Origin of the sequence: Oerskovia flava (assembly GCF_026163685.1) — a bacterium.
In the GTDB taxonomy this organism is placed as follows: domain Bacteria; phylum Actinomycetota; class Actinomycetes; order Actinomycetales; family Cellulomonadaceae; genus Oerskovia_A; species Oerskovia_A flava.
The window spans coordinates 79,783-104,310 of record NZ_JAOXSR010000003.1; the positions used below are offsets into that span (position 1 = coordinate 79,783).

Sequence of the window (24,528 nt, forward strand, 5' to 3'; positions counted from 1 at the left end):
CCTACCCGTCGACCGTCAGCGACGTCGGGCGGCGGGTCACCAGCATCGTCAGCAGGGCCGTGAGACGTTCGCGCTCGGTCTCCGAGAGCGGCTCGAGCAGGTGGTCCTGCGCCGCCGCGAGGACGCTCTCGAGTGCGGCGAGCCGCTGGCGACCCTCGGGCATGAGGATGACGAGGTTGCGACGGCGGTCGGCCGGGTCGTCCCGGCGCTCGACGTAGCCCTCGGCAGCGAGGCGGTCGACGAGGGCCACCATGTCGCTGCGGTCGATGCCGCACCGGCGGCCGAGGTCCGCCTGGCTGCCGGGCCCGAACTCGTCGAGCGCTGCCAGCAGTGCGAAGTGCGAGCGGTGGGCGCCGACGGTGCTGAGCTCGTCGGTCACACGGCGGGACGCGTCCAGCGCCGCCTGGTTGATCAACCAGCTCGGCAGCTCGCGCAGTCGCGCCGGTGCGCTCTCGATGTCCACCGCAGCAGCCTATCTTTTCGTGGGCGAGACCCCTTGTGGGTAGCACCAACGACCTCTGCTGTTGGCGCTACCCACAAATCCGTTGGCAGTGCCAACGGTGAGCGAGGAGGTCGCCATGCCCGTCCCCGAGGTCCACGCGTGCTGCGACCGTGACCGGATCACGACGCTCGTCCACCGCCTCGGCGCCGCGCTCGACGAGGGGCGGTTCGAGGACCTGCGGCCGCTGTTGACCGAGGACGCGGCAGCCCACACCCCCGGTGGTGTCGCGGCGGGGATCGACGCCCTCGTCGCCCAGGCCGCGCGCAACCACGCGCCGGGCGACGGCATCCAGCACGTCATCAGCAACGTCCTCGTCGGTCTCGACGGGGACCGTGCGCAGGTCCGGGCGAACCTGGTGGCCACGTTCGCCCGGCAAGCACCCGACCCGGACCGCCCCGTGACCTTGGGAGCGGTCTACCGCTTCGAGGCGCGCCGCACCGCGGCCGGGTGGCGGCTCACGTCGGTCCGCTCGACGCCCGTCTGGTCCTCCTTCGCGCCGGTCGGCCGGTTCAGCGCAGCACGCTGAGCCGGGTCCCGTCGTCGGCCGGCAGGGTGCCGGCGCTGGTCGCGGTCACCTCGAGCTCCTGGAGCGTGATCCGGCCGCCGTAGCTCGACAGGAACGCGGTGTCGGCGGCGTCGCGGCCGGTCGCGATGCGCAGCAGCGTGCTGCGCGGCGCCAGTCGCGTGGCGTCCACGACGTGCCACGACCCGTCGACGTGCGCCTCGGCCACCGCATGGAAGTCCATCGGCTCGAGCCCGGGCGCGTACACGGACACCAGGCGTGCCGGGACCTCCATGGCGCGCAGCAGGCCGACGACGAGGTGGGCGTAGTCGCGGCACACCCCGGTGCGCGTGAGGACCGTGTCGATCGCCCCGTCGGTCGGTCCGCTCGAACCCGGTACGTACGCGAGGTGCTCGAACACCCAGTCCACGACGGCGTCGAGCAGCTCCGCCCCCGACAGCCCGCCGAACTGGTCGACCGCGAAGGCGAGCAGCTTGTCGGACTCGGCGTAGCGGCTGGGTCGCAGGTACTCGACGAGGTCGGCCTCGGCGACGGGCGGGGGGTCGTCCTGCCCGGCCACGGTCGCGCGGTACTCGATCGCGGTCCGGCCCGCGGGCGCCTGCACGCGGTGCACCCGGGTACCGTGGCGCGTCTCGATCTCGGTGACGTCGAGGGCGACCCCGCCGCGGACGTCGAGCTCCTCGTCGAGCGTGTACGCGCCGCGGGGGACGGCGACGGACAGGACGAGGTCGGTGGGGTCGTCCGCGTCGAGGACGAGGTGGGCGGTGACGGTGCGGTGCACGGGGTGGGCCTTCCGTAGGGACGTGCGGCGTGCTGCGGGTCGGTCGGACCGCGGCTCAGCGGTCGAGTCTCTCCTTCGCGGCGAGTACTCGCAGCACGGCGGCGTCGACCTGCGCGGCGAAGTCGGCGTCGTCACGAGCCCGCTCGACCATCGCGTCGGCCATCTCGGCGACCACGCCCGGGTCTGCGGACGCCAGGACCATGTCCCCGCCCGCGGCGATCGTCAGCACGGCGCGCTCGGCCGGGCTCCACGCCTGGACCTGCACGGCCGCGGACACGTCGTCGGTGATGACCACGCCCTCGAAGGCGAGCTCGTCGCGCAGCAGGTCGTCGACGACGACGGGGGAGAACGCCGCAGGCACCGAGTCGTCGATCTGCGTGTAGACGGCCGTCGACGTCATGACGAACACCGCACCTGCGTCGATTCCGGAACGGAAGAGGTCGACCGACGGGTCGTCGCGCGTCGTGGTGTCGTCCACGACGTCGGCCGCGGTGTCCGTGTTGGCGGTCACGCGCCCGAGGCCGGGGAAGTGCTTGATCGTGGCGTCGACACCCGAGGCGACCATCCCGGCGGTGAACGCGTTCCCGTGGGAGGCCACGACGTCGGGCGTGAAGCCGTAGTTGCGCTCGTAGTACCCGATGGGCGGGTTCTGGGCCGCGGTCTCCTCGGGGACCAGGTCCATGACCGGCGCCAGGTTGAGGTTGATGCCCGTCGCCGCGAGCTCCGCGCCCCACGCGGTCGCGTCCTCCTCGAGCGCGGCGGGGTCGAGCGCGGACTGGTCGAGCGCCGTCGGGACGTCGGAGAACCCGTCACCGCGCAGCACCTGGACGTACCCGCCCTCCTGGTCGGTCGCGACGAACATCGGGGTGCCGTTCGTCGTCTCGTCCGACACCAACGACGTGAACGACTCGACGAGGTCGGTCACCGGCCCGGCCCCCTCGCTGCTGCGGCCCGCGACGAACACGTTCCCGACGTGCAGGTCCGTCACGGCGTCGTAGCTCGCCTGCTGGGGGCCGCTGACGTCCACGCCCACCATGAGGAGCTGGCCGACCTTCTGCTCGATGGTCCAGCCCGCCAGCGGGTCGGCGTCCGGCTCGGGCGGCGGCGACGGGTCCGGTGAGGGGTCCTCGATCGGCGCGTCCGACGTCGCGGCGCCCGTCGTCGGCGGAGCGGGCTCCTGCCCGCGGTCCGCCCCGGGGCCCAGCGTGAACCATGCGACGACCCCCACGAGCGCTGCCGCGAGCACACCGACGACGCTCCACACGACCGTCCGACGTCCCTGACCTGTCTGCACGCGACACCTCCGCGGGCAACGGTAGTGGTCAGCGCCGTGGTGCCTGTCACCGCGGGTGCGGACGCTCAGGGTTGTCGGCAGGACGGTCGTCAGCGCGGGTGGTGGTGGGGTGCCCGTGGGATGCTGGTGCGCACCATGGTGACCTACATCACTGACTCGTTCTCGTCATGATCCGGTCCCGCCGTCGTCCCATCTCGTAACCACCTCGTACTAACCTGCACCTGGCGGACGTCCCGACCACGGACGTCGCCGTCGCCTCACCACCGGAGCACCCATGACTTCTCCAGGCATCTCGAGCCGACCCGGTCCCGCCCGCCGTATCGTCGCGGCCGCTGCCGCCGCTCTCCTCGCCCTCACCGGTGCGGCGGCGCTCGCGGTCGGGCCGCAGGCGTTGCCCGCCGCGGCCGACCCGGCACCCCAGTGCCCGCCGGACGGGGAGTTCCCCGGCATCGGCAACGACCCGCTGTGGACCGACGACAACGTCGCGGTCTACGCGGGCGGCAACTACACCGCGACGGGTGGCGCGGCCGAGTCGGAGGGTCTGCTGCTCGTCCGCGGCGACGCCACGTTCGAGGCACCCGGGAACTTCAGCGTCGGGACGGTCGGGGCCGGTTCGCAGATCGTCCCGACCGGCGGCTCGGTGATGCTCGCCGTCGGTGGCGACATGACCGTGGCCGACGGTACGAGCGTGACCGTCGGGTCGCTGGTGCCGGGCGGCGGCGCCGTGAACGTGGGCGGCAGCCTCACCGCCTCCGGCGCCCTGAGCACCGAGGGGACCGACGGCGCGCCGGGCGCACCGGTGCAGACCGGCCTGGGCCAGGCGGCCGCCATGGCGCCGTACGCGACCTTCCAGGACGTCGTGGTCGACGCCTCGGCGGACCTCGCCGCACTGCCGGGGACCCCCGCCGACGTGACCGGCAACCAGCTGCGCATCACGGGCCCCGGGGCCGGCGAGCCCGCTCCCGAGCTCTTCGTCGTCACGGTCGACGCGGCCGACCTCGCGGGCGTGACCGAGATCTACGTCGACGACATGCCGCAGTGGACGCCGATCGCGGTCAACGTCACCGGCACCGCCGACGTCACCTTCTCGCCGAACTACGTCGCCTGGAACGGTGACCGCGTCGACGGCACGACCTCGCCCGACATCGGCAACGCGTCCTCGGCGCTCCTGTGGAACTTCGCGCAGACGCCGACCCTCGAGATCGGTGGGTCCAGCCAGTTCATCGGGACGATCCTGGCGCCGGCGGCGGACACGACGATCACCGCGAGCACCAACGGTCGTGTGCTCGTCGGTGGCGACCTGACGACGTCGGGCGTGGGCAACGAGCAGCACAACTACCCATGGATCGGCCCCGGTCCGTTCGCGTGCGTCACGGGCGGCACCTTCACGGTCGTCAAGGAGGTCGTGGGCAGCGGTGCGCAGAGCGTCCCCGCCGACACGGAGTTCACGGTCGACTACTCCTACGAGGCGGACGGCAGCACCGTCACCGGCACCCTCGTCGTCCGCGCCGACGGCGTCCCCGTCACGGGCCCGGCCGGGCTCGCCGAGGGCACCGTGGTCACGCTGGCCGAGGGCGACCTGCCCGACGTCGACGGCGTCACCTGGGGCGCGCCGGTCTTCACGCCCTCCGCGTCGGTCACGATCGGTGCCGACGAGACCGTCGCCGTCACGCTGACGAACACCGCCGACACCGTCGACCCGACGCAGACCGGTGGTTTCACCCTCGCCAAGGACGTCACGGGCGAGGCGGCCGGCGCCGTTCCCGACGACACCGAGTTCACGGTCGGGTACTCCTACGAGCTGGCGGGCGAGACCGTCACCGGCACGCTGACGGTGCTCGCCGACGGCGCGGTCGTCGCCGGCCCGCAGGACCTGCCCGCAGGGACCGAGGTGACCTTCACCGAGATCGACCTCCCCGAGGTCGACGGCGTCCTGTGGGGCGAGCCGGTCTTCGCGCCGTCCGCGACGATCACCGTGCTCGACGGCGAGGACGTCGCGGTCACCCTCACCAACACCGCCCTCGTCGCGGACGAGACCGGCGGCTTCTCGATGCTCAAGGTCGTCGACGGCGACGGTGCCCCGCTGGTGCCGGCCGACACCGAGTTCTCGGTGTGGTTCGGCTACGAGCTCGGTGAGGTCCTCGTCGTCGGCGAGCTCGTTCTCCTGGCCGACGGCACCGTGACCGAGGGCCCGCAGGACCTGGCGGACGGCACCGAGGTGTTCTTCGCCGAGGCCGACCTGCCCGAGGTCGCGGGCATCACGTGGGGCGAGCCCGTGTTCAGCGTGGACGGCGAGCCCGGTGACACCCTGACGATCGGGGCGGGCGAGCAGACCGAGATCACGCTGACCAACACGGCGGTCTCGCAGGGCGCCGTGGGCGGGTTCTCCGTGGCGAAGTCCGTCACCGGCACAGCCGCGTCGACGGTCCCCGACGACACCGAGTTCACGGTCGCCTACGCCTACGAGCAGGACGGCGAACCTGTCACCGGGACGCTGGCGGTCCTCGCCGACGGCACGGTCGTCGACGGCCCGCAGGACCTGCCGGCCGGGACGGTCGTCTCGCTCGACGAGGTCGACCTGCCGGCGTTCGACGGCGTCTCCTGGGGCACCCCGGTGTTCACCGTCGACGGTGACCGGGTCACGACCGTGACCGTCCCGGTGGACGCGTCGGTCGAGATCGAGCTGACGAACACCGCGACCGGCACCGGTGGCGCGCTCGCCACCACGGGTGGCGACGTCGCCGTCCTCGCGACCCTCGCCGGCCTGCTGGTCGGTGGCGGCGTGCTCACGCTGGTGCTCGCGAGGCGCCGTCGGGCCTGAGCCTCCTCGCGGCACCCCGCCCGTGACGCTCGCCGGTCAGTCGTGACCGGCGAGCGTCGCGAGCGCCCGGCACCAGGTGTCCTCGGCTCGCCGGACCCGCTCGGGGCTCGCCACGTTCTCCTGCACGACCCGCACGGTGGTGCCCGCGTCGTCGGGCTCGAGCGTGATGCTGATGTCGTGGTAGTTCTCGGGCACGTCCTCGAGCCCGGTGGCGGGCGAGTAGTGCGTGAAGCGCAGCAGGCGCGGACGCTCCACCGCCACGACCTGGCCCCAGTCCGCGAACTCGCGGCCCATGTAGTGGCCCTCGAACGTCACCGGGCTGCCGGGCCGGAAGTCGGTCTCCACGTTCATCCCCAGCATCCACCGGGCGCCCGGGTGGAGCATCTCGGACCAGACGACGGCCGGCGGCCTCGCGACGTGGATGCTGCAGGTGGCGGTCAGTCCCGGCATGGTGGCTCCTCGACTCTGGGGTGCTCCTGACGGTAGCGCCACGACGCTGCTCCAGCAGCCCGGCGGCTGCATCAGACGGTGCTGCTGCTCCCTCCCTGCTGTGGAGAGGTCGTCGCGTCCGACGGAGGGCACCATGTCCACACTGCACCAGGTAGCACCCGACTCGTCCACCGCTCCACGGGGCCGCCACCGCACGGCGCCGCCCGCGTACGTGCGCCGCGACGTGTGGAACCTGCAGCCCCCGGGTGCACCGCCGCACCCGGTGCTCAGCGCCTACGCCGCTGCCGTCCGCGCGCTCAAGGAGGGGCCCGACGTCGGGCACCTGTCCTGGACCCACCACACCCAGGTGCACGGCATGGTCCCGGACCCGCTCGACGGGCTGCGCAACGAGTGCCAGCACCAGACCTGGTACTTCCTGCCGTGGCACCGCGTGTACCTGTACCACTTCGAGGCGATCTGCCGGTCGATCATCCAGGGCATGCCGGACGTGTCCGACGAGGTGAAGGACACGTGGGCGCTGCCCTACTGGGACTACGACCGCGGGCCTGCGGACGACCCCGCTCGCACGCTGCCGCTCGCGTTCCGCGAACCCGTCGTGGACGGCGCCCCGAACCCGCTGTTCGACGACGCGCGGCGGCCCGGGATCAACGCGGGGAACCTCGGGCTCGGCCTGCACAGCACGACCGCCGTCGCCTGGTTCGCCGAGCAGCACTTCACCTCCGAGCACATGGACGTCCCCACGTTCGGCGGACCCGTCACCGGCTTCATGCACAGCGACGGGCCGGCGCTCGGGGCGGTCGAACGAACCCCCCACGGCGACGTCCACGTGGTCGTCGGCGGGCCGGGCGGGTCGATGTTCAGCTTCGAGCGCGCCGGCGGCGACCCGATCTTCTGGCTCCACCACGCGAACATCGACCGGTTGTGGGAGGTGTGGCGCACCCACGTCGGCGTCGACCCGGACCTCGAGCGGCTCACCGAGTCGTTCGAGTTCCTCGACGTCACCGGCGCCCGGCGTGTCCTCGACTGGGCGGACGTCTTCGACACCCCGACGCTCGGGTACACCTACGAGAGCACCGACGTGCCCGACTCCGTCCTGCGCGACCGCGCCCGCCGCGGGATCCGCCCCGAGCGGCCCGCGCCACCGATCGCCGGACGGGGTGTCGGCCCGGACGAGCCGGGGGACGCCGAACGGCGCGCGCCGGCCGGACCGACGGCTCCCCCGGAGGTGGTCGCCGTCAGCGAGGCACCCGTGCACCTGCGCCGGCACGGCAGCGACGAGCTGGACCTCGGGCTCGGCGACCGGGAGCGCCGACAGGCCCTGCGCGCCACCGACCGGCCGGCCGACACCGGTCCCGAGCGGCTGCTGCTCGTCCTCGAGCACATCACCGCGAGCGCACCCCCGACCGGCCCGTACGCCGTGTACGCCGGCCCGGAGCAGGACGAGGCGGCGTTCGTCGGGACCCTGCCGCTGTTCGGCCTCGTGGAGTCCATGTCCGACGCGGCCTCCCACGGCCTGACCTACACGTTCGACGTCACGGAGGTGGCGCGCGAGCTGCGCGCGCAGGGCCGCTGGGACCCGGCCTCGCTACACCTGTCGTTCCGCTCGTTCGAGGAGGAGTCGGGGGAGCCGGACCAGGACGGCGGGGAGCCGGAGATCCTCGTCGAGACCGTCCGCCTCCTGGTGCAGGGAGACGGGTGACGCGTGCGCGCCCGGCATCCTGAGATCCCGCTGCTCGTCGCCGCGGCCGCCGCGTGGGTCCCGCTGGCCGTGGCGCTGTGGTGGCCGGGAACGGGCGGTGAGCCGCCCGGGGCGTGGGCCGCCGTCGGGCACCCGGGGCACGACGGCGCACCGACCCCGGCCGCCGACCTCGCCGTGGCCGTCCCGCCCGGCGGCGCGGGGAGCGGGGCGCTCGCGGGCGTCGCCGTCGGGTTCGGCCTCTGGACGCTCATGGTGGCGGCGATGATGCTGCCCGGCCTCGTCCCGGCGGCCCGGTACGCGGCGTTCGTGAGCGACCGCCGTCGTCGGCAGCGGACGATCGCCCTGCTCGCCGCCGGGTACGCCGCTGCGTGGGCGCCGCTCGGGGTCGTCGTCGCGGTGGCCCACGCGCTGGCGCCGGTCCTGGTCCCGGCGTCCTGGTGGCCTCTCGTCGTCGCGGTGCTGCTCGTCGGTGCGGCGCTCTGGCAGCTCGGTGGTCCGGCCCGGCGCGCCCTGCGCGCGTGCCACCGGACTCTGCCCGTCCGGTACACCGGGCGGGCGGCGGACCGCTCGGCCGTCCGTTACGGGTGGCACCACGGCGTGGTGTGCCTGCGGTTGTGCGGGCCGCTGATGGCGGCGGTCGCGGTTGCAGGTCACCCGCTGCTGCTCACCGTCGCGGCCGCGCTCGTCGTGTGGTCCCAGAAGCTCGTCCGCGGTGCGGAGTCCGCGCGGCCCGCGATCGCCACCGGGCTCGTGCTCACCGCGGTGGTCGTCGTCACCGGCTGAGGCGGGCGGTCTCCGTGCGCACGGCGTCGGTGAACGCGTCGACGTCCTCCGGGGTGGTGTCCCACGAGCACATCCAGCGCACCTCCACGAGGTCCGTCGCGGGCAGGTCGAGCCGCTCCGCCGCGCTCGCCGGCGCCGGCCCCCAGTCGTAGAACGCGAAGCGCTCGCGCAGGGCGGCTGCGGCGGTCCGGGGCAGCACGGCGAAGAGCGCGTTCGCCTCGGTCGCCTGGGTGAACGTGAGGCCGTCGGCGTCGTCGAGGGCCGCGCGCAGCCGGGAGGCCATCGCGTTCGCCCCCCGGGCGTTGCGCCGCCACAGGGGCTCGCCCGCGTCGTCGGGCTCGAACAGGGCGAGGAGCTGCGCCGAGACGTACCGCATCTTCGACGCCAGCTGCATGGTCATCTTGCGCACGTGCTCGATCCCGGTCGCGCCCTGATCGGCACCGGTGCGCGGGCCCAGGCCCGCGTCCTGGGCCGCGTCCTGGTGCAGGACGATCACGGCCTCGCCGATCAGCAGGCCGTTCTTGGTGCCGCCGAACGACAGGACGTCGACCCCGGCGTCGGTCGTCAGCTCGCGCAGGGACACCCCGAGGGCGGCCGCCGCGTTCGCGATCCGGGCGCCGTCGACGTGCAGACGCAGCCCGTGCGCGTGCGCCCGGTCCGCGACCGCCCGCACCTGCTCGGGGGTGTAGACGGTGCCGAGCTCGGTCGCCTGCGTGATCGACACGGCCAGCGGCTGCGCCCGGTGCGGGTCGCCCAGGTCGCCGACGTGCGCGTCGACGACGTCGGGCCCGAGCCGACCGTCGGGCGCGGCGTGCGGCAGCAGCTTGAGCCCGCCGACACGCTCCGGGGCCCCGTTCTCGTCGACGTGGACGTGGGCGTGCTCGGACGTGATCACCGCACCCCAGCGCGGCAGCACCGACATCAGCCCGACGACGTTCGCGCCCGTCCCGTTGAGCACCGGGTGCACGACCGCGTGCTCACCCAGCTCCGCGCGGACGGTCTCGCGCAGGCGCGCGGTCCACGGGTCGGCGCCGTACGCCGGGACGTGCCCGGCGCTCGCCGCCGCGACGGCCGCGAGGACCTCCGGGTGCGCGGGCGCGTAGTTGTCCGAGGCGAACGACGAAGGATGGGCGGCGACATCAAACACGCCCCCACCTTAGGCGCCGGACCCCCCGCGCTAGCCGAACAGGCGGTTTCTCGGCACGACGCGCTGATCCTGCCGAGAAACCGCCTGTTCGGCGGGGGAGGGGAGGTGGAGTTCGCGGTCCGCGGCGTCGATCGTGGCCTTTCGGTGCGCGACGACCAGCGTGGCGCGGTGCTGGGACGCGGCGAGCAGCTCCATGAGCGCGGCGTCCGCCTCGTGGTCCAGCGACGCGGTGGCCTCGTCGAGGACGAGCACCCGCGGGTCGCGCAGCAGAGCGCGCGCGATGGCGACGCGGGCGCGCTGGCCGCCGGAGAGCCCGTGCCCGTGCTCACCGACGGGGGTGTCCAGGCCGAGCGGCAGCCCGACGTCGGGGCGCAGCAGGCCCGCGTCGTGCGCCGCCCGCTCGACCACCGCGTCCGGGGCGTCGGGATCGCCGAGGACGATGTTCGTCCGCACGGTGCCGCGCAGCAGCGGGGAGGACTGCGGGACGACGGCGACGAGCCGGCGCAGCGTGTCGTCCGGCAGGGTGCGCACATCGACTCCGTCGACACGGACGGAGCCCGCGTCCGGGTCCCAGAGCCGCAGGGCGAGCCGGGCCGCGGTCGTCTTGCCCGCCCCGGACGCCCCGGTGAGCGCCACGACCTCGCCGGGTCGGACGTGCAACGAGAGCCCGGTCAGGACGGGCCGGGCGCCGTCGTAGGAGAACGTCACGTCGTCGAGGACGAGGCCCTCCTCATGGTCGGCCGAGCTGTTCGCGGCGCCCCGCCCCGCCGCGCTGTCCGAGCCGACGGCGGGAGCCAGGTCCAGGACGTCCGTGATGCGGGCGGCCGCCGCGCGCAGGGTGCCGGTGTTGCGCAGCAGGTCGGCGATCTGGGCGGCAGGCCCGAGCCCGGCGACGGCGACCGTCACCGCGAGCGGCACGTTCGACGGCTCCACGGCTGCCCCGTCGAGCAGCGCGACGCAGATCGCACCGAGCGCCGCACCCGCGAAGAGCAGGTCTTCCGCGCCGCGCTCGGCCCCGAGGCGCGAGGCCTCGCGCACCTCGAGGCGGCCGAGGGTCCGGGTGCCGGTAGCGACCCGGCCGAGCTGGGCGCCGAGCGCGTCCGCGCCGGAGAGCTCGCGCAGCCCGCGCACGGTGTCGATCACCTGGGTGCGCAGGTGCGCCCTGCCGGCGGCGAGCGCCTCCCCGTCCCGGCGTGCGCGCCGGGCCGTGGCGCGCGGGACCACCACACCGACGACGAGGAGCGGCACCCACACGAGCAGCAGCAGGGGAGAGATCGTGGCCGACGCCGCCGCACTGATGCCGAGCACAAGTCCCGCACCGACCGTCTGCGCGATCGTGTGCGCGTACAGCCACTCGAGGGTCTCGATGTCCGCCACGACCGTGGTCGTGAGGTCGCCGGAGTGCCGGTGGCGCCTGCGTGCCGGCAGCGCGCGGCGCAGGGACGCGAAGACCCGGCCCCGCAGCACCCCGATGAGCCGGTACGCCAGGTCGTGCGACACCCACGACTCGCGCCAGGCGGCGCCGGCCGCGACGGCGCACAGGCCGGCGAGGATCCCCGCGGTCGGGGCGAGGGCGACGGGTTCCCCGGCGACGACCCGTCCCACCGCCACGGCGAGCCCCAGCGCGACGGCGAGGACGGCGACCTGCGCGACGACGTTCCACACCACGGTCTCGACGAACAGCCGCCGGTGGGTCGCGACGACCGGCAGCATGCGCAGCACGGACCTCATCGGACGGCCCCCGCGAGCACCTGGGCGGTCGGCGGACCGTCGCCGGTGGTGACGACGCGACCACCGTCGAGCCCGACCCACCGGTCGGCGTGCACGCACGCCCCGGGCCGGTGCGCGACGACGATCGTCGTGCGGTGCGCGTCCCGCCGGGCGACTGCCCCCACCAGCCGGCGCTCGGTCGCGGGGTCGAGCGCCGACGTCACCTCGTCGAGCACGAGCACGGGCGCCCGCGAGACGAGGGCCCGCGCCACGGCGAGCCGCTGGCGCTGACCGCCCGAGAGCTGGGCGCCGTCCTCGGCCAGGACGGTGTCGTAGCCCTGCGCCAGGGCCAGCACGACGTCGTGCACCTCGGCGGCCCGGGCGGCGTCCTCGAGCTCGGCGTCGGTCGCCTCCGGGCGGTACAGGCGCAGGTTGTCCGCCACCGTCCACGCGAACAGCACCGGGTCCTGGGGGACGACGACGACGCTGCGTGCGCGGGCGGTCCGGTCGAACGTCCGCAGGTCGACCCCACCGACGTGCACCGTGCCGCGGTCGGGGTCGACGTCACGCTCGAGCAGCCGCACGAGCGTGCTCTTGCCGGACCCGGACGGCCCGATCACCGCGACGGTCTCGCCGGGGGCGACCCGCAGGGTCACGTCGCTGACGCCGACGCCGGTCCCGGGGTAGCGGTACGTCACGTCCGTCAGGTCGACGCCCGCGGGCGAGGTCGCGGGCGCGTCCCGGGTGCCGTCGTCGGGCACCGCGGGCCGCGCGGACAGCAGGCGCTCGATGCCGTCCATCGCGGTGAGCCCGAGGTACCCGGCGTGCCAGTGCCGCGCCAGGTCGGACACCGGGCGGAAGCACTCGCGCGCGAGGAGCAGGACGACGACGGCACGGTCGGCGGGCAGCTCGCCCGCGATCACGCCGCCGAGCGCGACGACGACCGCGAGGACCGTGCCGAGCTGCATCGCCAGCACGCTCACCCCGGTGTCCACGAGGGACAGGCGCAGCTGGTCCATGGTCGAGCGACGCAGGGCCTCGGCGCGGTCGCCGAGGCGGTCCCCGGTGCGCCCGGCCGCGCCGAAGGAGCGCAGCAGCGGCACCGACTGCAGCGCCTCGACGTAGTCGCCCGCGAGCTCCTCGAACCGCTGCCAGCGGCGCCGACCGTGACGCACCAGCCGCACGTCGCCGAGGCGCGGCAGCAGCACGGCGACGACGGCCGCCGCCGCGAGCACCCAGGCCGCTGCGGCGGAGTAGGTCGCCACGAGCAGCACGACACCGGCGGGCACGACGGCCACGACGACGAGCTGGGGAAGGTAGCGGGTGCAGTACGCGTCGAGCCCGTCGACGCTGTCCAGCACCGTCGCCGCCACCCGCCCGGAGTCCCGCTCCGCGACGGGCACGGCGGGCAGGCGGTCGAGCAGCCGGGTGCGCAGTCGCACACGCACCCCGACCCCGACGCGTGCCGCGAGGGGCGCCTGCGCCGCGGTGAGGACGGCCCGGGCCGTCGCGACCACGGCCAGGGCGGCGAGCGTGGGCACGACGTCCCCGGTCCCGCGCACGACCGCTCCCACCGCGGCGCCCGCGCCGACCGCGAACGCGACGTGCAGCGCACCGAGGAGGACGCCCGCACCGGCCAGGACGGCGATGCCACCCCGGGCCGCGCCGGCGATCCGCAGAAGCTGACGGTGGAGCACCGGTCAGAACGCGTCGGGGTAGAGCTGCTCGGCGATCTGCCGCACGATCGAGACGTTGCCCAGCGTGCCGGGGAAGACGTCGGCGCTGGAGACCGCGATGAGACGGTCCTCGCGCACGGCCGGCATGTCGGGGAACGTCGTGGTGAGGTACGCGCGCGTCGCGGCCTCGTGCGCGTCGTCGTAGACGGAGAAGACGAGCGCGTCCGGCTCCTCGGCGGCGAGGGACTCCGGCGTGATCGTCGCCGCGAAGAAGTCGGCGAAGGCCGGCTGGTCGGGTGCGTAGACGTTGTCCGCCCCGGCCTGGCGCAGGATGTCGTACTCGACGCCCGCGCCGATCGCGGACAACGTCGTGCCCTCCACGTAGACCTGGGCGACGCGCAGCGGCTCGACGTCGGCGACGGCCGCACCGACCTCGTCGAGCTCGGTCTGGCTCTGCGCCACGAGCTCGGCGGCGGCGTCCTGCACGTCGAAGATCTCCCCGAGGTTCTCGAGGTCGGTGAACAGGTCGGTGACCTCGGCGGTCATCCGGCGCTCGGCGCACCCACCGGTGGCGACGTACACGGCCGACCCGGCCTGCTCGAGCTGGTCGATGCTCGCGAAGCCCTGCTCGGCCGTGAACTCGTACGTCGTGGGGGAGTAGACGAGGTCGGGCTCGACGGCGAGGAGGTCCTCCCGCGCGGGGGGCATGACGTCGCCGATGACCGGCACGCCCTGCGCCAGGTCCGCGACGTCGTCGGGCAGGGCCTGCGCCCCGGCCTGCGCCTGGCCGGCGAGGCGGTCGGCGAGGCCGAGCCGCAGGAGCAGCTCCGTCTGGGCGGGGTGCATCCCGACGGCGGCCGCCGGCGCGTCGTCGATCACGATCTCGCGGCCGCAGTTCTCCAGGGTCACGGGGGCGTCCTCGTCGCCGGACGCGCCGGGTGCCGGGTCGGCCGCGACCGACTGGCCGCAGCCGGCCAGCAGGGCGACGGCGACGCCGAGCACCGCGGTGCGGCGTGCGGTGGGCGACGGAAAGGAACGGGAGGTCGTCATGGGTGGGTGCTCTCTGCTCGGGGGACGGTGATGCGGTCGGGCGTGCCTGCGGCACGCGCCAGGGGTCGGAAGGCGAAGACGGGTGGGTCGCCCAGCACCTGCACGTCGATGGCGAACGTCGTGCGCACGAGGTCGGGAGTCAGGACGACGCCGGGAGCGCCGTGGGCGACGACGCGTCCGGCGGCCAGCACGACGACACGGTCGCAGTACTGCGCGGCGAGGTTGAGGTCGTGCAGGGCCGCGACGACCGTGCGGCCGAGGCCGCGCACCGTGCTCATGAGGTCGTGCTGGTGGCTGATGTCGAGGTGGTTGCTCGGCTCGTCCAGCACGAGGACGGGGCTGCGCTGCGCGAGGGCGCGCGCGAGCATGACCCGCTGGCGCTGCCCGCCGGAGAGCGTGGCGACCATCCGGTCGGCGAGGTCGTCGACCTCGGTGCGGCGCATCGCCTCCTCGACGATGGCGACGTCCTCCGCGGTGTCGCGGCCGAACGTCGCATGGTGCGGGCCCCTGCCGAGCAGCACGGTCTCGTACACGTCGAGGTCGAACTCCGTGCTGGGGTCCTGCAGCATGACCGCGACCCGGCGCGCGGCCTCGCGAGTGCTCAGCGTGAGCATGTCGTCGCCGCCGACGCGCACGGCACCGGCGCTCGGTCGCACCGCCCGGTAGAGGGTGCGCAGCAGCGACGACTTCCCGCTGCCGTTGGGGCCGACGAGGCCGATGATCTCGCCGGGCTCGACGACGAGCGAGGCGTCGCGCACGACGTCGCGTCCGCCCAGCGTGACGGTGACGCCCTCGATCTCGACCCTCATCGGCCGAACCCGGCCCGCTCGGACCCGGCGCGGCGCATGAGCCACAGGAAGAACGGCGCCCCGACGAAGGCCGTGAGGATCCCGAGCGGGATCTCCGTCGGCGCCGCGACGGTCCGCGCCAGCAGGTCCGCCGCCATGAGGAACACCGCACCCCCGAGCACCGTCACGGGCAGGGTGCGGCGGTGGTCCGAGCCCACGGCGATGCGCGCGACGTGCGGCACGACGAGCCCGACGAAGCCGATGCCACCCGCCACCGACACGACGGCGCCGGTGAGCAGGGACGCCACGACGAGCAGCACCCCGCGCAGCCGGGTCGCGTCGACGCCGAGCGAGGCTGCGGACTCGTCTCCGGTGAGCAAGGCGTTGAGGGAGCGCGCGAGCCCTCCGGCGACGACGCACCCGACGACGAGCGCGATCGTCGGCCCGACGAGGCTCGTCATGGTCGCGGCCGAGACGCTGCCCAGCAGGAAGAACAGCACGCTCACGACGTTCTGCGCGTCGGTCGAGATCGTCAGGTAGCTCGTGATCGCGCTGAACAGGCTGCCGAGCGCGACGCCCGACAGGATCATCCGGGTGGGGGACAGCGCGCCGTCCTTGCGGGCGAGTGCCGCGACGCACCCGCACGCCACCAGCGCCCCGATGAACGCCGCGACGTTGAGCGAGAGCCCGCCGACGGCCGCGGAGCCGAGGACGATGACGAGGACCGCGCCCACGCTCGCGCCCGACGAGACCCCGAGGATGTACGGCTCGGCGAGCGGGTTGCGCACCGTGACCTGCATGAGCGCCCCGGCCAGCGCGAGACCCGCTCCGGCGAGACCCGCGAGCAGCACCCGCGGGAGGCGGAACTGCCACACGGCCTGGTCCTGCAGCGGGGTCAGCGACCCGTCGCTCATCCACGGCATCCCCGGCACGAGGTGGCCGACGACGATCTGCGCCGCCTGCAGCGGCGTCACCGCCACCGACCCCACCGCCCCGGAGACGACGACGAGCAGGAGCGCGACGACGGCGAGCGTCGTGGTCAGCAGGGCGGCGCGCCGGGCGAGCGGATGCGGACGGTTCGGGGCCCGGCGCACGGGCGTGGAATCTGCCGACGAGCGCCGGAGGGCTTGAAGCACACAGCGACGATACTGAGAACTGATATCAGCACCAAATCGCACGAGTGGCCAGAGGTCGCCGAGAAACCGCTTGTTCGGCGTGGTGGGGGTGGTCCGTGGAGAGAACTCCCCATCGTGCGTCGTCGCCCGCGCGGCTAGGGTGAGCGCGCTGGTACAGGAGGCCTGTGGGGGCCACGAACGATGGGAGTCGCGTGAGCCAGGGGTTGTGGGGCGCTGACATCCAAGGACTGCGTCAGCTGGCGGGTGACATGAGCGCGGCTGCTGACCGGCTGCGGACCATCGGGTCGACCGTGTCGCCGCAGGTGTCGGGCAGCGCCTGGCAAGGGCCGGACCAGGCGCAGTTCCTCAGCACGTGGAACGGCACGAGCTACCCGCTGCTGCTCAGCACCGCCGAAGCGCTGAGCGTGCAGGCGGACGCGCTGATGCGCAACGCGGACGACCAGGAGGGCACGAGCGATGCCGCCGGTGGCGGCATCGGCGGCGGGTCCGGCGGTCCGGGAGGCTCCGGTGGCTCGGGCGGCACGGGTCCCGGCGGTGGTGGCGGCGGTGGAGCCGGCTCCGAGGACGACTCCGGCTGGCTCTTCGGCTTGCCCGACTGGGTCGGGACGGCGTCGACGCTCGCCGGGACCGTGGTCGGTGCGGCCGATACCGCAGTCGGCCTCCTCGACGAGTTCGGCTACATCGCGCAGGGCTCGCGGTTCCTCACGGGTGCCGCGGGTGTGCTGTCCCTCGTGACCATGGCGGACGGCATCGCCGAGATGTACTCGGGCATCACCGAGGGCAACGGCTGGGCGACGGCCGACGGCGTAATCAGCACCGCGATCGGCGGCGCCGGCGCCACGGTGGCGGTCCTCGCCCTCGCCTCGAACCCGGTCGGCTGGGCGGTGGCGGCCGGCATCGGCGTGGCAGGCGTCGTGTGGGGCGGCCTCAACCTCCTCACGCCCGAGGGCATGGAGACCACCGAGTGGATCGGCGGGATGGCGAGCGACGCCTGGAACGCGACGACCGGGTTCGTCGGCGACGTCGGGGGCAACGTCGTCTCGGGGCTGAGCTCCGCGGCGGACGCGACCGCCAGCTTCGTCGACGACGTGACCGCACCCCTTCGTAGACTGAACCCGTTCGGCTGACCCGAGCTCTCGACCAGCACCACCCGCCCGTGACGGCCCGCGCACCGATTCGACCCAGGAGACACCTTGGCACCCGCAGCGACCTTCCCCGTGACCACCTTCGAGCTCGTCACCCTGATCTCGCTCCGTGAGGGTCCGGCGGCGACGCAGTCCGCGGCGAGCCTGCGCCTGCCGGACCCGGACGGGCCGCTGCAGCCCCGCAAGGCCGGCCTCGCCTCGCTCCTCGCCCGAGAGCTCGTCACGATCCAGGACGGCACGATCACCGCGGTGGGCAACGCCGGCGGTGTGGCCGGCGCGCTCACCGCAGCGGACCGTTGGATCGAGGTCGGGATCGTGCGCGGCACGTCGTCCGACGCCGCGATCCTCGTCGGCGCCGGCGCCGGCGGTGTGATGATCACGCCGCGCGGGTTCGACGTGTGGGACGCGTTGCCCGTCAACGAGGGCACGGACCTGGTCGAGGGAGGTGTCGACCTCGCCCGGCGGGGGATCGACGTCACGCCCGCCGGCGAGGCCGTCGCCGCGAGCGTCAAGGTCACCACCGCGGCGGGGTCGACGAGCGCGAGCGTGCGCAGGGAGGCTGACGGTACCTGGCAGCTCGCGACCGAGCCCGCGGACGCCGAGGGCCGCCTCACCGTCCAGGACGTCCGGCTCACCGACCAGGCGGCGGCGATGGCCGCCCTGCTGGAGGCGCTGCGATGAGCCAGGTCCCGGTGCCGCCGTCCGACGAGGAGCTCCGCCACCAGAAGCTGGTGCGCAGCGCCCCGGCGATGGCACGGTGGATGCTCCTGATGGCGGCGATCTGCTTCGCTTTCACCGTCGCCCTGCTCGTGGGCCTGCTCGGCGGCAGCTACGACGGGCAGGTGAACTACGCCCGTTGGTTCGGTGTGGGTCTGTTGCCTGCCGCCGGGGTGTTCTTCCTGTGGGGGTGGAGCAAGGTCCGCCGCGGCCCGGTCTACCGCAAGACCGACGCGTCGAGGTAGAACCACCGTCCGTCCCGGCGGACGAACCGGCTCACCTCGTGCAGCTGCCCGCGCCCGCCCGCGGTGTCGCGGTAGTGCGCGACGAACTCCACCACGCCCGACGCGTCGAACGGGCCGCCGTGCTCGGTGGCGAGGATGTCGAGCCGGCGCCACACCAGGTCGTCGTCGAGGTCGAGGCGTTCCGGGCGCGTGCTCGGGTGCCACGAGGCCAGCAGGTAGTCGGCGTCGCCCGTGACGAACGCGGTGTAGCGCGAGCGCATCAGCGCCTCGGCGGTCGGTGCGTCCTTCGCCCGCGAGACGAACCTCCGGCAGCAGACCCCGTACAGGTCGCCGGACAGGCACGGGCAGCGTGCGTCGTCGGCGAGCGGCCGGGCGGCCGTCACAGCAGCCGCCGCGACCCCGGCTCGCTCACGCGCAGCCAGCGGTAGCCGTAGGCGTCGAGCGACACCTCGGTCCGCCCGCCCGGCCCGACGGCGCACTCGCCGTCAGCCAGCAGGTCCACCAGGCGAGTCCCCTCCGGGGCGTCCCCGCTGCCCGTGCCGGCCAGCGTCAGCGGCACGACCACTGGCTCGGCCGCGAGGTTGTGCAGCGTGATCATCGACGCATCTTCCCACGTGGTGCGCAGCACGACGACGGTGGCGTGCGGCTGCTCGACGACCTCGGGCGTGCCCCAACCGAGCTCGGGGCACTCGCGGTAGCGCCGCACGAGCGTCTGGACGAACGCGAGCAGCGAGTCAGGGTCGCGGCGCTGGTCGGCGACGTTGACGTGCTCCGGGGAGAACCCGCCCTCCACGACGGGACCCGCCAGCCGGCTCGGCGCCGCGCGGGAGAAGCCACCGTTCTTCTCGGACGTCCACTGCATGGGCGTGCGGACCGCCATCCGACCGGCGGAGGCCAGGTTCTCGCCCATGCCGATCTCCTCGCCGTAGAACAGCACGGGCGTGCCGGGCAGCGAGAAGAGCAGCGAGTAGACCATCCGGACCCGGCGCGGGTCGCCGTCGAGCATGGGAGGCAGCCGGCGGCGCAGCCCGCGACCGTAGAGCTGCATGTCCTCGTCGGGCCCGAACGCCGCGAACACCTCGGCGCGTTCGTCGTCCGTGAGCTTGTCGAGGGTCAGCTCGTCGTGATTGCGCACGAACGTCGCCCATTGGGCGTCGCGCGGGATGGGCGGACGCGCCTGCAGCGCACCGACGAGCGGACCCGCGTCCTGACGTGCGAGCGCGAGGTACATCGCCTGCATGGCGTTGAAGTCGAACTGCAGCGTCAGCTCGTCGCCGTCGGTGTCACCGTCGCCGTCGTCGTCACCGAAGAACAGCCGCTGCTCGTCGTACGGCAGGTTCACCTCGCCCATGAGGATCGTGTCGCCGCCGCGCCGCGACAGGAACCGGCGCAAGGACTTGAGGTAGTCGTGCGGGTCCTCGATCGCGTCGCCGGGCGTGGCGGCGGCGTCCGCGAGGAAGTACGGGACGGCGTCGACCCGGAACCCGGAGATCCCCAGCTCGACCCAGAACCCGATGACCTTGGCGATGGCGTCTCGCACCAGCGGGTTCGCCGTGTTGAGGTCGGGTTGGTGGTGGTAGAACCGGTGCCGGTACCACTCACCCGTGCCCTCGTCGAGAGTCCAGATCGCGTCCTCCTGGTCGGGGAAGACGACCTCGTCGCTCGTGGGCGGCGGCTCGTCGGACCTCCACACATAGAAGTCGCGGTAGGGGCTGCTCGTCGAGCGCCGTGCCGAGCGGAACCACGGGTGCTTGTCGGACGTGTGGTTGACGACGAGGTCCACGATGACGCGGATGCCGCGGTCGCGCGCCGTGCGGACGAGCTCGACGACGTCGCCCGCCTCCCCGAGGCGTGGGTCGACGCCGTAGAAGTCGGTCACGTCGTATCCGTCGTCCCGGTCAGCGGTCGGGTAGAACGGCATGAGCCACAGGCACGTCACCCCGAGGTCGGCCAGGTGGTCGAGGCGCTGGAGGAGGCCCGGGAAGTCGCCGACGCCGTCGTCGTCCCAGTCCATGAACGTCTCGACGTCCAGGCAGTACACGACGGCGTTCTTCCACCACAGGTCACCCGTGTCGCGGATCCTCATGAGCTCTCACCAGCCGTCTCGTCGGTGCCGAACGCCGCCGAGAGCCGGGGGAGGAGCTCGGCGCCCGCGACGTCGAAGAACTCGTCGAACTCCTGCCCGACGTGGTGGAGGTACACCTCGTCGAACCCGACCTCGACCAGCTCGGCGATGCAGTCGGCCAGGCGCTCGGCGTCGTGCTCGACGAGCACGGTCCGCCGCAGCGCCTCCTCCGACACCACCCCGCGGGCGGCGTCGAACGACTCGGGCTCGTCGAGGTCCCAGCTCACGGGCGGCGGCAGGAGGTTCGCACCCCACTGGTCCTGCGCCGTGCGCAGCGCCACCTCGTCGGACCGGCCCCAGGAGACGTGCACCTGCAGCGCGGTGGCGCCCCGCCCGCCGGCCGCCCGGTAGGAGCCCACGACGTCCCGCAGGGTCTCGACCGGCTGGTTCACCGTGACGAGGCCGTCGGCCCAGTCGGCGTGCCGTGCGGCGGTCGCGGCGGTGACCGCGGGCAGGACGAGGCGGGGCGGGACGTCGGGCAGCGTCCACAGACGAGCGTGGTCGACGGTGACCGAGCCGTCGTGGGTGACCTCCTCGCCGTCGAGCAGCGCACGGACGATCTCGACGCACTCGCGCAGCCGGGTGTCGCGGTCGGGCTTGCTCGGCCAGCCGTCGCCCGTGATGTGCTCGTTGAGGTTCTCCCCCGACCCCATCGCCACCCAGAAGCGGCCGGGGAACATCGCGGCGAGCGTCGCGACCGCCTGGGCATAGACGGCCGGGTGGTACCGCTGGCCGGGGGCCGCGACCACCCCGAACGGGAGGTCTGTCGTCGCGAGCGCGGCCCCGAGCCAGGCCCACGAGAAGGCCGAATGGCCCTGCCGCAGGCTCCAGGGGGCGAAGTGGTCGGAGCACATGCCCGCCCTGAAGCCGACGTCCTGCGCGGTGCGAGCCGCCTGCAGGAGCGCGGTCGGGTGGACCTGCTCGTGGGAATGGTGGAAGCCGATGGTCACCATGCGACTGTCCTACCGTGGTTCGGCGCACCTCGCGCGACGTGCGCCGAACCGTCGCGGGCCGGACGCCCGCGGTGGTGCCGGTCAGCAGTAGAGGTTCGACCCCGTCGTCGTACCGAGGATCTGCGCGAACCGCTGGAAGGTCGTCACCCGGCTCTGCACCTGGCCCGGGTTTCCGCCGTTGCACTCGATGCTGCCGTTGATGGAGCGGATCGACTCACCGAACCCGGAGCCGCCCACGATGGCCTGGTGACCCGACATCGTGCCCGCACCGGACTGGGTGTTCCAGAACCACAGGCCCGTCTTCCACGCGATCTCGGAGTTCTGCTCGACGAGGTACGGGTTGTTCAGCAGGTCGATCCCGAGGGCGTCACCGGCCGCCTTGTAATTGTAGTTCCAGCTCAGCTGGATCGGGCCCTTGCCGTAGTACGCGCTCTGGCCGGCGGGGCAGCCGAACGGCTGGGACTGGTCGCAGTAGTGCGGGTAGTTCGCCGTGTTGATCTCCTTGATGTAGACCAGCCCGCCGGTCTCGTGGGAGACGTTCGCGAGGAACGCCGCCGCCTCGCGCTTGGCGATCTCCGGGCCGCCCGCGTTCGCGAAGTTCGGGTACGCCGACAGCGCGCCGACCAGCCCGGCGTACGTGTAGAAGGAGTTGCGGTTCGGGAACATCTGCTGGAACTGCGCCTCGGAGACGACGAAGCCCGAGGGGTTCGGCTCGGGGTCCGGCCCGGGACCCGGGCCCGTGCCACCGCACGCACCCTGGCTGCGCCACACGCCCCACTGGCCCGTCGTGCCCGGCGTCTCGCCCTGCGTCCACCAGCCGGCGACCCAGTTCTGGCCGCCGTGCGAGACGACCGCGCCGCCCGTGTAGACCGCCGACGAGCTCCACGCCGCCGCGCACGTCGCCGCCGACGCCGTGGCGGCCGGTCCCGCGACCGTCCAGGTCAGCGCCGTCGTCAGGGCCAGCACCAGCGCGGCGAGCAGCGCGACGGGTCGCCGGAGCACCGGTGCCGAGGCCGGTGGGGAAGAGGAGGTCGAGTGAGATGTCGTGCGTCCGTGGGCCATGGTCGAGCCTCTCGTTCGTCGATGGGTCACGAACGAGCCTGTGCGACCCGACGCCGGGTGGACAACCTACGTAGTGGACATCCCGTACATGTCCCCCACGCCCCACGCCACCCCCGGGGCGCCGAACACGGGGCTACTGCCGTTCTGGCCGGCAGAACGACAGCAGCCCCGGGTTCGGCGGGGAGGGGGTGGGGTTGGCGGGGGGAGGGAGTCGGGGTTAGGGGCAGGTGATGGCCGGGTAGGCGGCCGTGGAGACTGTCTCGATGGGTTGGCCGTCGACGATCTTGGTGGCGGTGAACGTCGCCTCGCCTGCTGCGAGCTCGGGATCCCGGAGGGTGAAGGCGTGCTTCGTGGACGCACCGGGGGCGAGGGTGCGGAACGAGTGGTCGCCCGCCGGGCTGGTCACCGTGACGTCGACGGGCGCGGTGTCGGTGTTCGCCACGCTGAGCGTCACTCGCGGCTTCTTCGCGATGCAGGTCGTCGCGGCGGCGCCGGTGAAGAGCACGGGGTCGGGTGCGCCCGGGCCGGGGTCCGTCGTCGCGGCGGCCTCGGACTGGTCGAAGGTCGGCGACCCGACGCTGGCGAACCAGCCGCGTGCGGTGTCGAGGTCGTCGGTGAACGCCCTGCTCAGCAGGAGGAGCAGCCGCGCCTTGACGGCCGTCAGGTCACCGCCGGAGATGACGCCGTTCCCGGCGCTGTAGCTCGATCCGGAACCGGTGCGGGTCGTCGTCACGAACCACACGCCGTGGTCGCGGATCGCGGCAGTCCGGGCCTGGCCCATCGCCGACGAGATGCCGCCCGCGCCGGTCCCCGCGGTGACGATGCCCTCGACGCCCGCACCGGCGAACGCCGTCACGGCCTCACCGCCGGCCTGCTGGTAGGACATGAGGATCTCCACGCGAGGCAGGTCCGACGCGGCGATCTCGTCGAGGTCGAACGGCGTGAACCACTCGTCGGTGTCGCACGCGAGGACACGGGCGGGCGCGCGGCCGAGCGTGATGTTCGGTCCGTCGATCCACCCGAGGACGCCGTACTCGCGGGACTGGAAGGTGTCGTTGCGGTACGAGTTGGACTTGGTGACCTCGCGGGCCGCCTGGATCTCGTCGTTGAGCATGAGCACCGTGCCGAAGCAGAACGTCTGCTGGCTCGCGGCGAGCAGGATCGAGCTGTAGAGGTTCGCGGGCCCGTCCGAGCCGAACAGCGCGTCCTCGGCGGGGGTGTCGCCCGAACCCCACGGGCGCATCGCGCCCGACGTGATGACGGGCTTGCGGGACTGCACGGTGAGGTCGAGCCAGTAGGCGAACTCCTCCTGGGTGTCGGTGCCCGTGGTGACGACGACGGCATCCGCGGTCTCGAGCTGCTTCTCCACCTCCGCCGTCAGCGCGTGGAACTGCGCGATCGAGTACCCGGACGAGCCCGCGTTGCCGAACTGCACGGCGCTGACGTCGGCGATCGCGTCGATCTCGGGTCGCAGCGTGTCCAGCAGGTCGTCCATGAGGTAGGTGCCGGCGCGGTAGCTCGTGTAGGTGTCGCGGCCGGTCGCCTTGCCGGCGAGGGTGCCGCCCGTCGCGACGACGACGACCTTGGGCTTGCCCTCGGCGGCCTTCTCGGTGGCGGCACGGTAGGACGTCGAGGCGATGCCGAGCGGGTTCTGCGCCGAGGCGAGGACGGGTTGGGTGGCACCGGCGGCCTGCGCGAGCGCCGCCCCCGAGCGCGAGTCGGCGACGGTGTAGGCGATGGTGGCGACGAGCGCCGCGAACGCGAGCGCGGCGGCGAGCGCGATAGCGACGAAGCGGGCGGGGACGGTCAGTGTGAGCGTTCTCAACGGAGGCCTTTCGGTCAGGACGACTGTGGCCCTGCCGACAGTAGGAGTGCGGTGTTTCGGTCGAGTTGCCCGGACGTAAGAACGGTCGCCGAACAC

The 24,528-nt window shown here is 73.5% G+C and carries 22 protein-coding genes; 7 read left to right on the plus strand and 15 right to left on the minus strand.

The genetic code is table 11. From position 1 onward, the window contains the following. Nucleotide 1: 1 nt before the first annotated feature. A complete protein-coding gene (locus OHL10_RS07305) occupies nucleotides 2-463 on the minus strand; it encodes a MarR family winged helix-turn-helix transcriptional regulator (RefSeq protein ID WP_265521541.1) in 462 nt (153 codons plus the stop codon). A 115-nt stretch (nucleotides 464-578) separates the two neighbouring features. On the opposite strand from OHL10_RS07305, the gene OHL10_RS07310 reads away from it, so the two are divergent. Further along, a complete protein-coding gene (locus OHL10_RS07310; protein WP_265521542.1) occupies nucleotides 579-1,028 on the plus strand; it encodes a nuclear transport factor 2 family protein in 450 nt (149 codons plus the stop codon). Here the strand turns inward: OHL10_RS07310 and OHL10_RS07315 are convergent. Beyond that, a complete protein-coding gene (locus OHL10_RS07315) occupies nucleotides 1,012-1,806 on the minus strand; it encodes a transglutaminase-like domain-containing protein (RefSeq protein WP_265521543.1) in 795 nt (264 codons plus the stop codon). The two genes, OHL10_RS07310 and OHL10_RS07315, sit on opposite strands and share 17 nt — an antisense overlap. 55 nt (nucleotides 1,807-1,861) lie before the next feature. After that, entirely contained in the window at nucleotides 1,862-3,100 is a 1,239-nt protein-coding gene (locus OHL10_RS07320) for a glycoside hydrolase family 3 N-terminal domain-containing protein (protein WP_265521544.1), read from the minus strand. A 274-nt stretch (nucleotides 3,101-3,374) separates the two neighbouring features. Here OHL10_RS07320 and OHL10_RS07325 point away from each other — a divergent pair, with 274 nt between their 5' ends. Further along, the gene (locus OHL10_RS07325) at nucleotides 3,375-5,921 is read left to right on the plus strand and encodes a DUF5979 domain-containing protein (protein WP_265521545.1); all 2,547 of its coding nucleotides are present in this window, start codon (nucleotides 3,375-3,377) and stop codon (nucleotides 5,919-5,921) included. A 36-nt stretch (nucleotides 5,922-5,957) separates the two neighbouring features. Here the strand turns inward: OHL10_RS07325 and OHL10_RS07330 are convergent, their stop codons facing one another. Then, a complete protein-coding gene (locus OHL10_RS07330) occupies nucleotides 5,958-6,371 on the minus strand; it encodes an SRPBCC family protein (RefSeq protein WP_265521546.1) in 414 nt (137 codons plus the stop codon). A gap of 133 nt (nucleotides 6,372-6,504) precedes the next feature. Between OHL10_RS07330 and OHL10_RS07335 the strand changes: the two genes are divergently transcribed. Continuing rightward, nucleotides 6,505-8,070, plus strand: a complete 1,566-nt coding sequence (locus tag OHL10_RS07335) for a tyrosinase family protein (RefSeq protein ID WP_265521547.1) — start codon at nucleotides 6,505-6,507, stop codon at nucleotides 8,068-8,070. 3 nt (nucleotides 8,071-8,073) lie between these two features. Beyond that, the gene (locus tag OHL10_RS07340) at nucleotides 8,074-8,853 is read left to right on the plus strand and encodes a copper chaperone (protein ID WP_265521548.1); all 780 of its coding nucleotides are present in this window, start codon (nucleotides 8,074-8,076) and stop codon (nucleotides 8,851-8,853) included. On the opposite strand, the gene OHL10_RS07345 is transcribed toward OHL10_RS07340, so the two are convergent. Genes OHL10_RS07345 through OHL10_RS07370 form a run of 6 tightly spaced genes read right to left on the minus strand, consistent with a single transcriptional unit; the run spans nucleotide 8,843 to nucleotide 16,360 of the window. Continuing rightward, nucleotides 8,843-10,000 carry a threonine aldolase family protein gene (locus OHL10_RS07345; RefSeq protein ID WP_265521549.1) on the minus strand — a complete coding sequence of 386 codons (1,158 nt, stop codon included), beginning with the start codon at nucleotides 9,998-10,000 and terminating at the stop codon, nucleotides 8,843-8,845. The two genes, OHL10_RS07340 and OHL10_RS07345, sit on opposite strands and share 11 nt — an antisense overlap. A gap of 30 nt (nucleotides 10,001-10,030) precedes the next feature. Beyond that, nucleotides 10,031-11,713: an ABC transporter ATP-binding protein gene (locus OHL10_RS07350; protein WP_265521755.1), complete on the minus strand. Its 1,683-nt coding sequence runs from the start codon at nucleotides 11,711-11,713 to the stop codon at nucleotides 10,031-10,033. 14 nt (nucleotides 11,714-11,727) lie between these two features. Continuing rightward, nucleotides 11,728-13,407 carry an ABC transporter ATP-binding protein/permease gene (locus tag OHL10_RS07355; protein WP_265521550.1) on the minus strand — a complete coding sequence of 560 codons (1,680 nt, stop codon included), beginning with the start codon at nucleotides 13,405-13,407 and terminating at the stop codon, nucleotides 11,728-11,730. Nucleotides 13,408-13,410: 3 nt separating this feature from the next. Further along, nucleotides 13,411-14,436 (minus strand): ABC transporter substrate-binding protein, encoded by a 1,026-nt coding sequence (locus OHL10_RS07360; protein WP_265521551.1) that lies wholly within the window; start codon nucleotides 14,434-14,436, stop codon nucleotides 13,411-13,413. Then, nucleotides 14,433-15,245 (minus strand): ABC transporter ATP-binding protein, encoded by an 813-nt coding sequence (locus OHL10_RS07365; RefSeq protein WP_265521552.1) that lies wholly within the window; start codon nucleotides 15,243-15,245, stop codon nucleotides 14,433-14,435. Before OHL10_RS07365 ends, OHL10_RS07360 begins: the two co-directional genes overlap by 4 nt. Further along, nucleotides 15,242-16,360: a FecCD family ABC transporter permease gene (locus tag OHL10_RS07370; RefSeq protein ID WP_265521553.1), complete on the minus strand. Its 1,119-nt coding sequence runs from the start codon at nucleotides 16,358-16,360 to the stop codon at nucleotides 15,242-15,244. The genes OHL10_RS07365 and OHL10_RS07370 overlap by 4 nt, the downstream gene beginning before the upstream one ends. A 248-nt stretch (nucleotides 16,361-16,608) precedes the next feature. On the opposite strand from OHL10_RS07370, the gene OHL10_RS07375 reads away from it, so the two are divergent. The 3 genes from OHL10_RS07375 to OHL10_RS07385 all read left to right on the plus strand — a co-directional run bounded on the left by OHL10_RS07375 (nucleotide 16,609) and on the right by OHL10_RS07385 (nucleotide 18,467). Continuing rightward, nucleotides 16,609-17,487, plus strand: a complete 879-nt coding sequence (locus OHL10_RS07375; protein WP_265521554.1) for a hypothetical protein — start codon at nucleotides 16,609-16,611, stop codon at nucleotides 17,485-17,487. 66 nt (nucleotides 17,488-17,553) lie between these two features. Next, the gene (locus OHL10_RS07380) at nucleotides 17,554-18,186 is read left to right on the plus strand and encodes a hypothetical protein (RefSeq protein WP_265521555.1); all 633 of its coding nucleotides are present in this window, start codon (nucleotides 17,554-17,556) and stop codon (nucleotides 18,184-18,186) included. Continuing rightward, on the plus strand, nucleotides 18,183-18,467 hold the full coding sequence (locus tag OHL10_RS07385; protein ID WP_265521556.1) for a hypothetical protein: 285 nt from the start codon (nucleotides 18,183-18,185) through the stop codon (nucleotides 18,465-18,467). The genes OHL10_RS07380 and OHL10_RS07385 overlap by 4 nt, the downstream gene beginning before the upstream one ends. Here the strand turns inward: OHL10_RS07385 and OHL10_RS07390 are convergent. The 5 genes from OHL10_RS07390 to OHL10_RS07410 all read right to left on the minus strand — a co-directional run bounded on the left by OHL10_RS07390 (nucleotide 18,440) and on the right by OHL10_RS07410 (nucleotide 24,432). Continuing rightward, on the minus strand, nucleotides 18,440-18,850 hold the full coding sequence (locus tag OHL10_RS07390; RefSeq protein WP_265521557.1) for a YchJ family protein: 411 nt from the start codon (nucleotides 18,848-18,850) through the stop codon (nucleotides 18,440-18,442). The two genes, OHL10_RS07385 and OHL10_RS07390, sit on opposite strands and share 28 nt — an antisense overlap. Beyond that, on the minus strand, nucleotides 18,847-20,553 hold the full coding sequence (locus OHL10_RS07395; protein WP_265521558.1) for an alpha-amylase family protein: 1,707 nt from the start codon (nucleotides 20,551-20,553) through the stop codon (nucleotides 18,847-18,849). Before OHL10_RS07395 ends, OHL10_RS07390 begins: the two co-directional genes overlap by 4 nt. Then, nucleotides 20,550-21,545, minus strand: a complete 996-nt coding sequence (locus OHL10_RS07400) for a TIGR03885 family FMN-dependent LLM class oxidoreductase (RefSeq protein WP_265521559.1) — start codon at nucleotides 21,543-21,545, stop codon at nucleotides 20,550-20,552. Before OHL10_RS07400 ends, OHL10_RS07395 begins: the two co-directional genes overlap by 4 nt. Before the next feature lie 81 nt (nucleotides 21,546-21,626). After that, on the minus strand, nucleotides 21,627-22,547 hold the full coding sequence (locus tag OHL10_RS07405) for a glycoside hydrolase family 19 protein (RefSeq protein ID WP_265521560.1): 921 nt from the start codon (nucleotides 22,545-22,547) through the stop codon (nucleotides 21,627-21,629). Nucleotides 22,548-22,824: 277 nt separating this feature from the next. After that, nucleotides 22,825-24,432 (minus strand): asparaginase, encoded by a 1,608-nt coding sequence (locus OHL10_RS07410; RefSeq protein ID WP_265521561.1) that lies wholly within the window; start codon nucleotides 24,430-24,432, stop codon nucleotides 22,825-22,827. Nucleotides 24,433-24,528 lie beyond the last annotated feature (96 nt).

Coding starts and splice junctions, on each gene's coding strand:
- OHL10_RS07310 (WP_265521542.1), top strand. CDS start 579: ATGCCCGTCCCCGAGGTCCACGCGTGCTGCGACCGTGACCGGATCACG.
- OHL10_RS07325 (WP_265521545.1), top strand. CDS start 3,375: ATGACTTCTCCAGGCATCTCGAGCCGACCCGGTCCCGCCCGCCGTATC.
- OHL10_RS07330 (WP_265521546.1), bottom strand. CDS start 6,371: ATGCCGGGACTGACCGCCACCTGCAGCATCCACGTCGCGAGGCCGCCG.
- OHL10_RS07335 (WP_265521547.1), top strand. CDS start 6,505: ATGTCCACACTGCACCAGGTAGCACCCGACTCGTCCACCGCTCCACGG.
- OHL10_RS07350 (WP_265521755.1), bottom strand. CDS start 11,713: ATGCTGCCGGTCGTCGCGACCCACCGGCGGCTGTTCGTCGAGACCGTG.
- OHL10_RS07360 (WP_265521551.1), bottom strand. CDS start 14,436: ATGACGACCTCCCGTTCCTTTCCGTCGCCCACCGCACGCCGCACCGCG.
- OHL10_RS07365 (WP_265521552.1), bottom strand. CDS start 15,245: ATGAGGGTCGAGATCGAGGGCGTCACCGTCACGCTGGGCGGACGCGAC.
- OHL10_RS07375 (WP_265521554.1), top strand. CDS start 16,609: ATGAGCGCGGCTGCTGACCGGCTGCGGACCATCGGGTCGACCGTGTCG.
- OHL10_RS07385 (WP_265521556.1), top strand. CDS start 18,183: ATGAGCCAGGTCCCGGTGCCGCCGTCCGACGAGGAGCTCCGCCACCAG.
- OHL10_RS07395 (WP_265521558.1), bottom strand. CDS start 20,553: ATGAGGATCCGCGACACGGGTGACCTGTGGTGGAAGAACGCCGTCGTG.
- OHL10_RS07400 (WP_265521559.1), bottom strand. CDS start 21,545: ATGGTGACCATCGGCTTCCACCATTCCCACGAGCAGGTCCACCCGACC.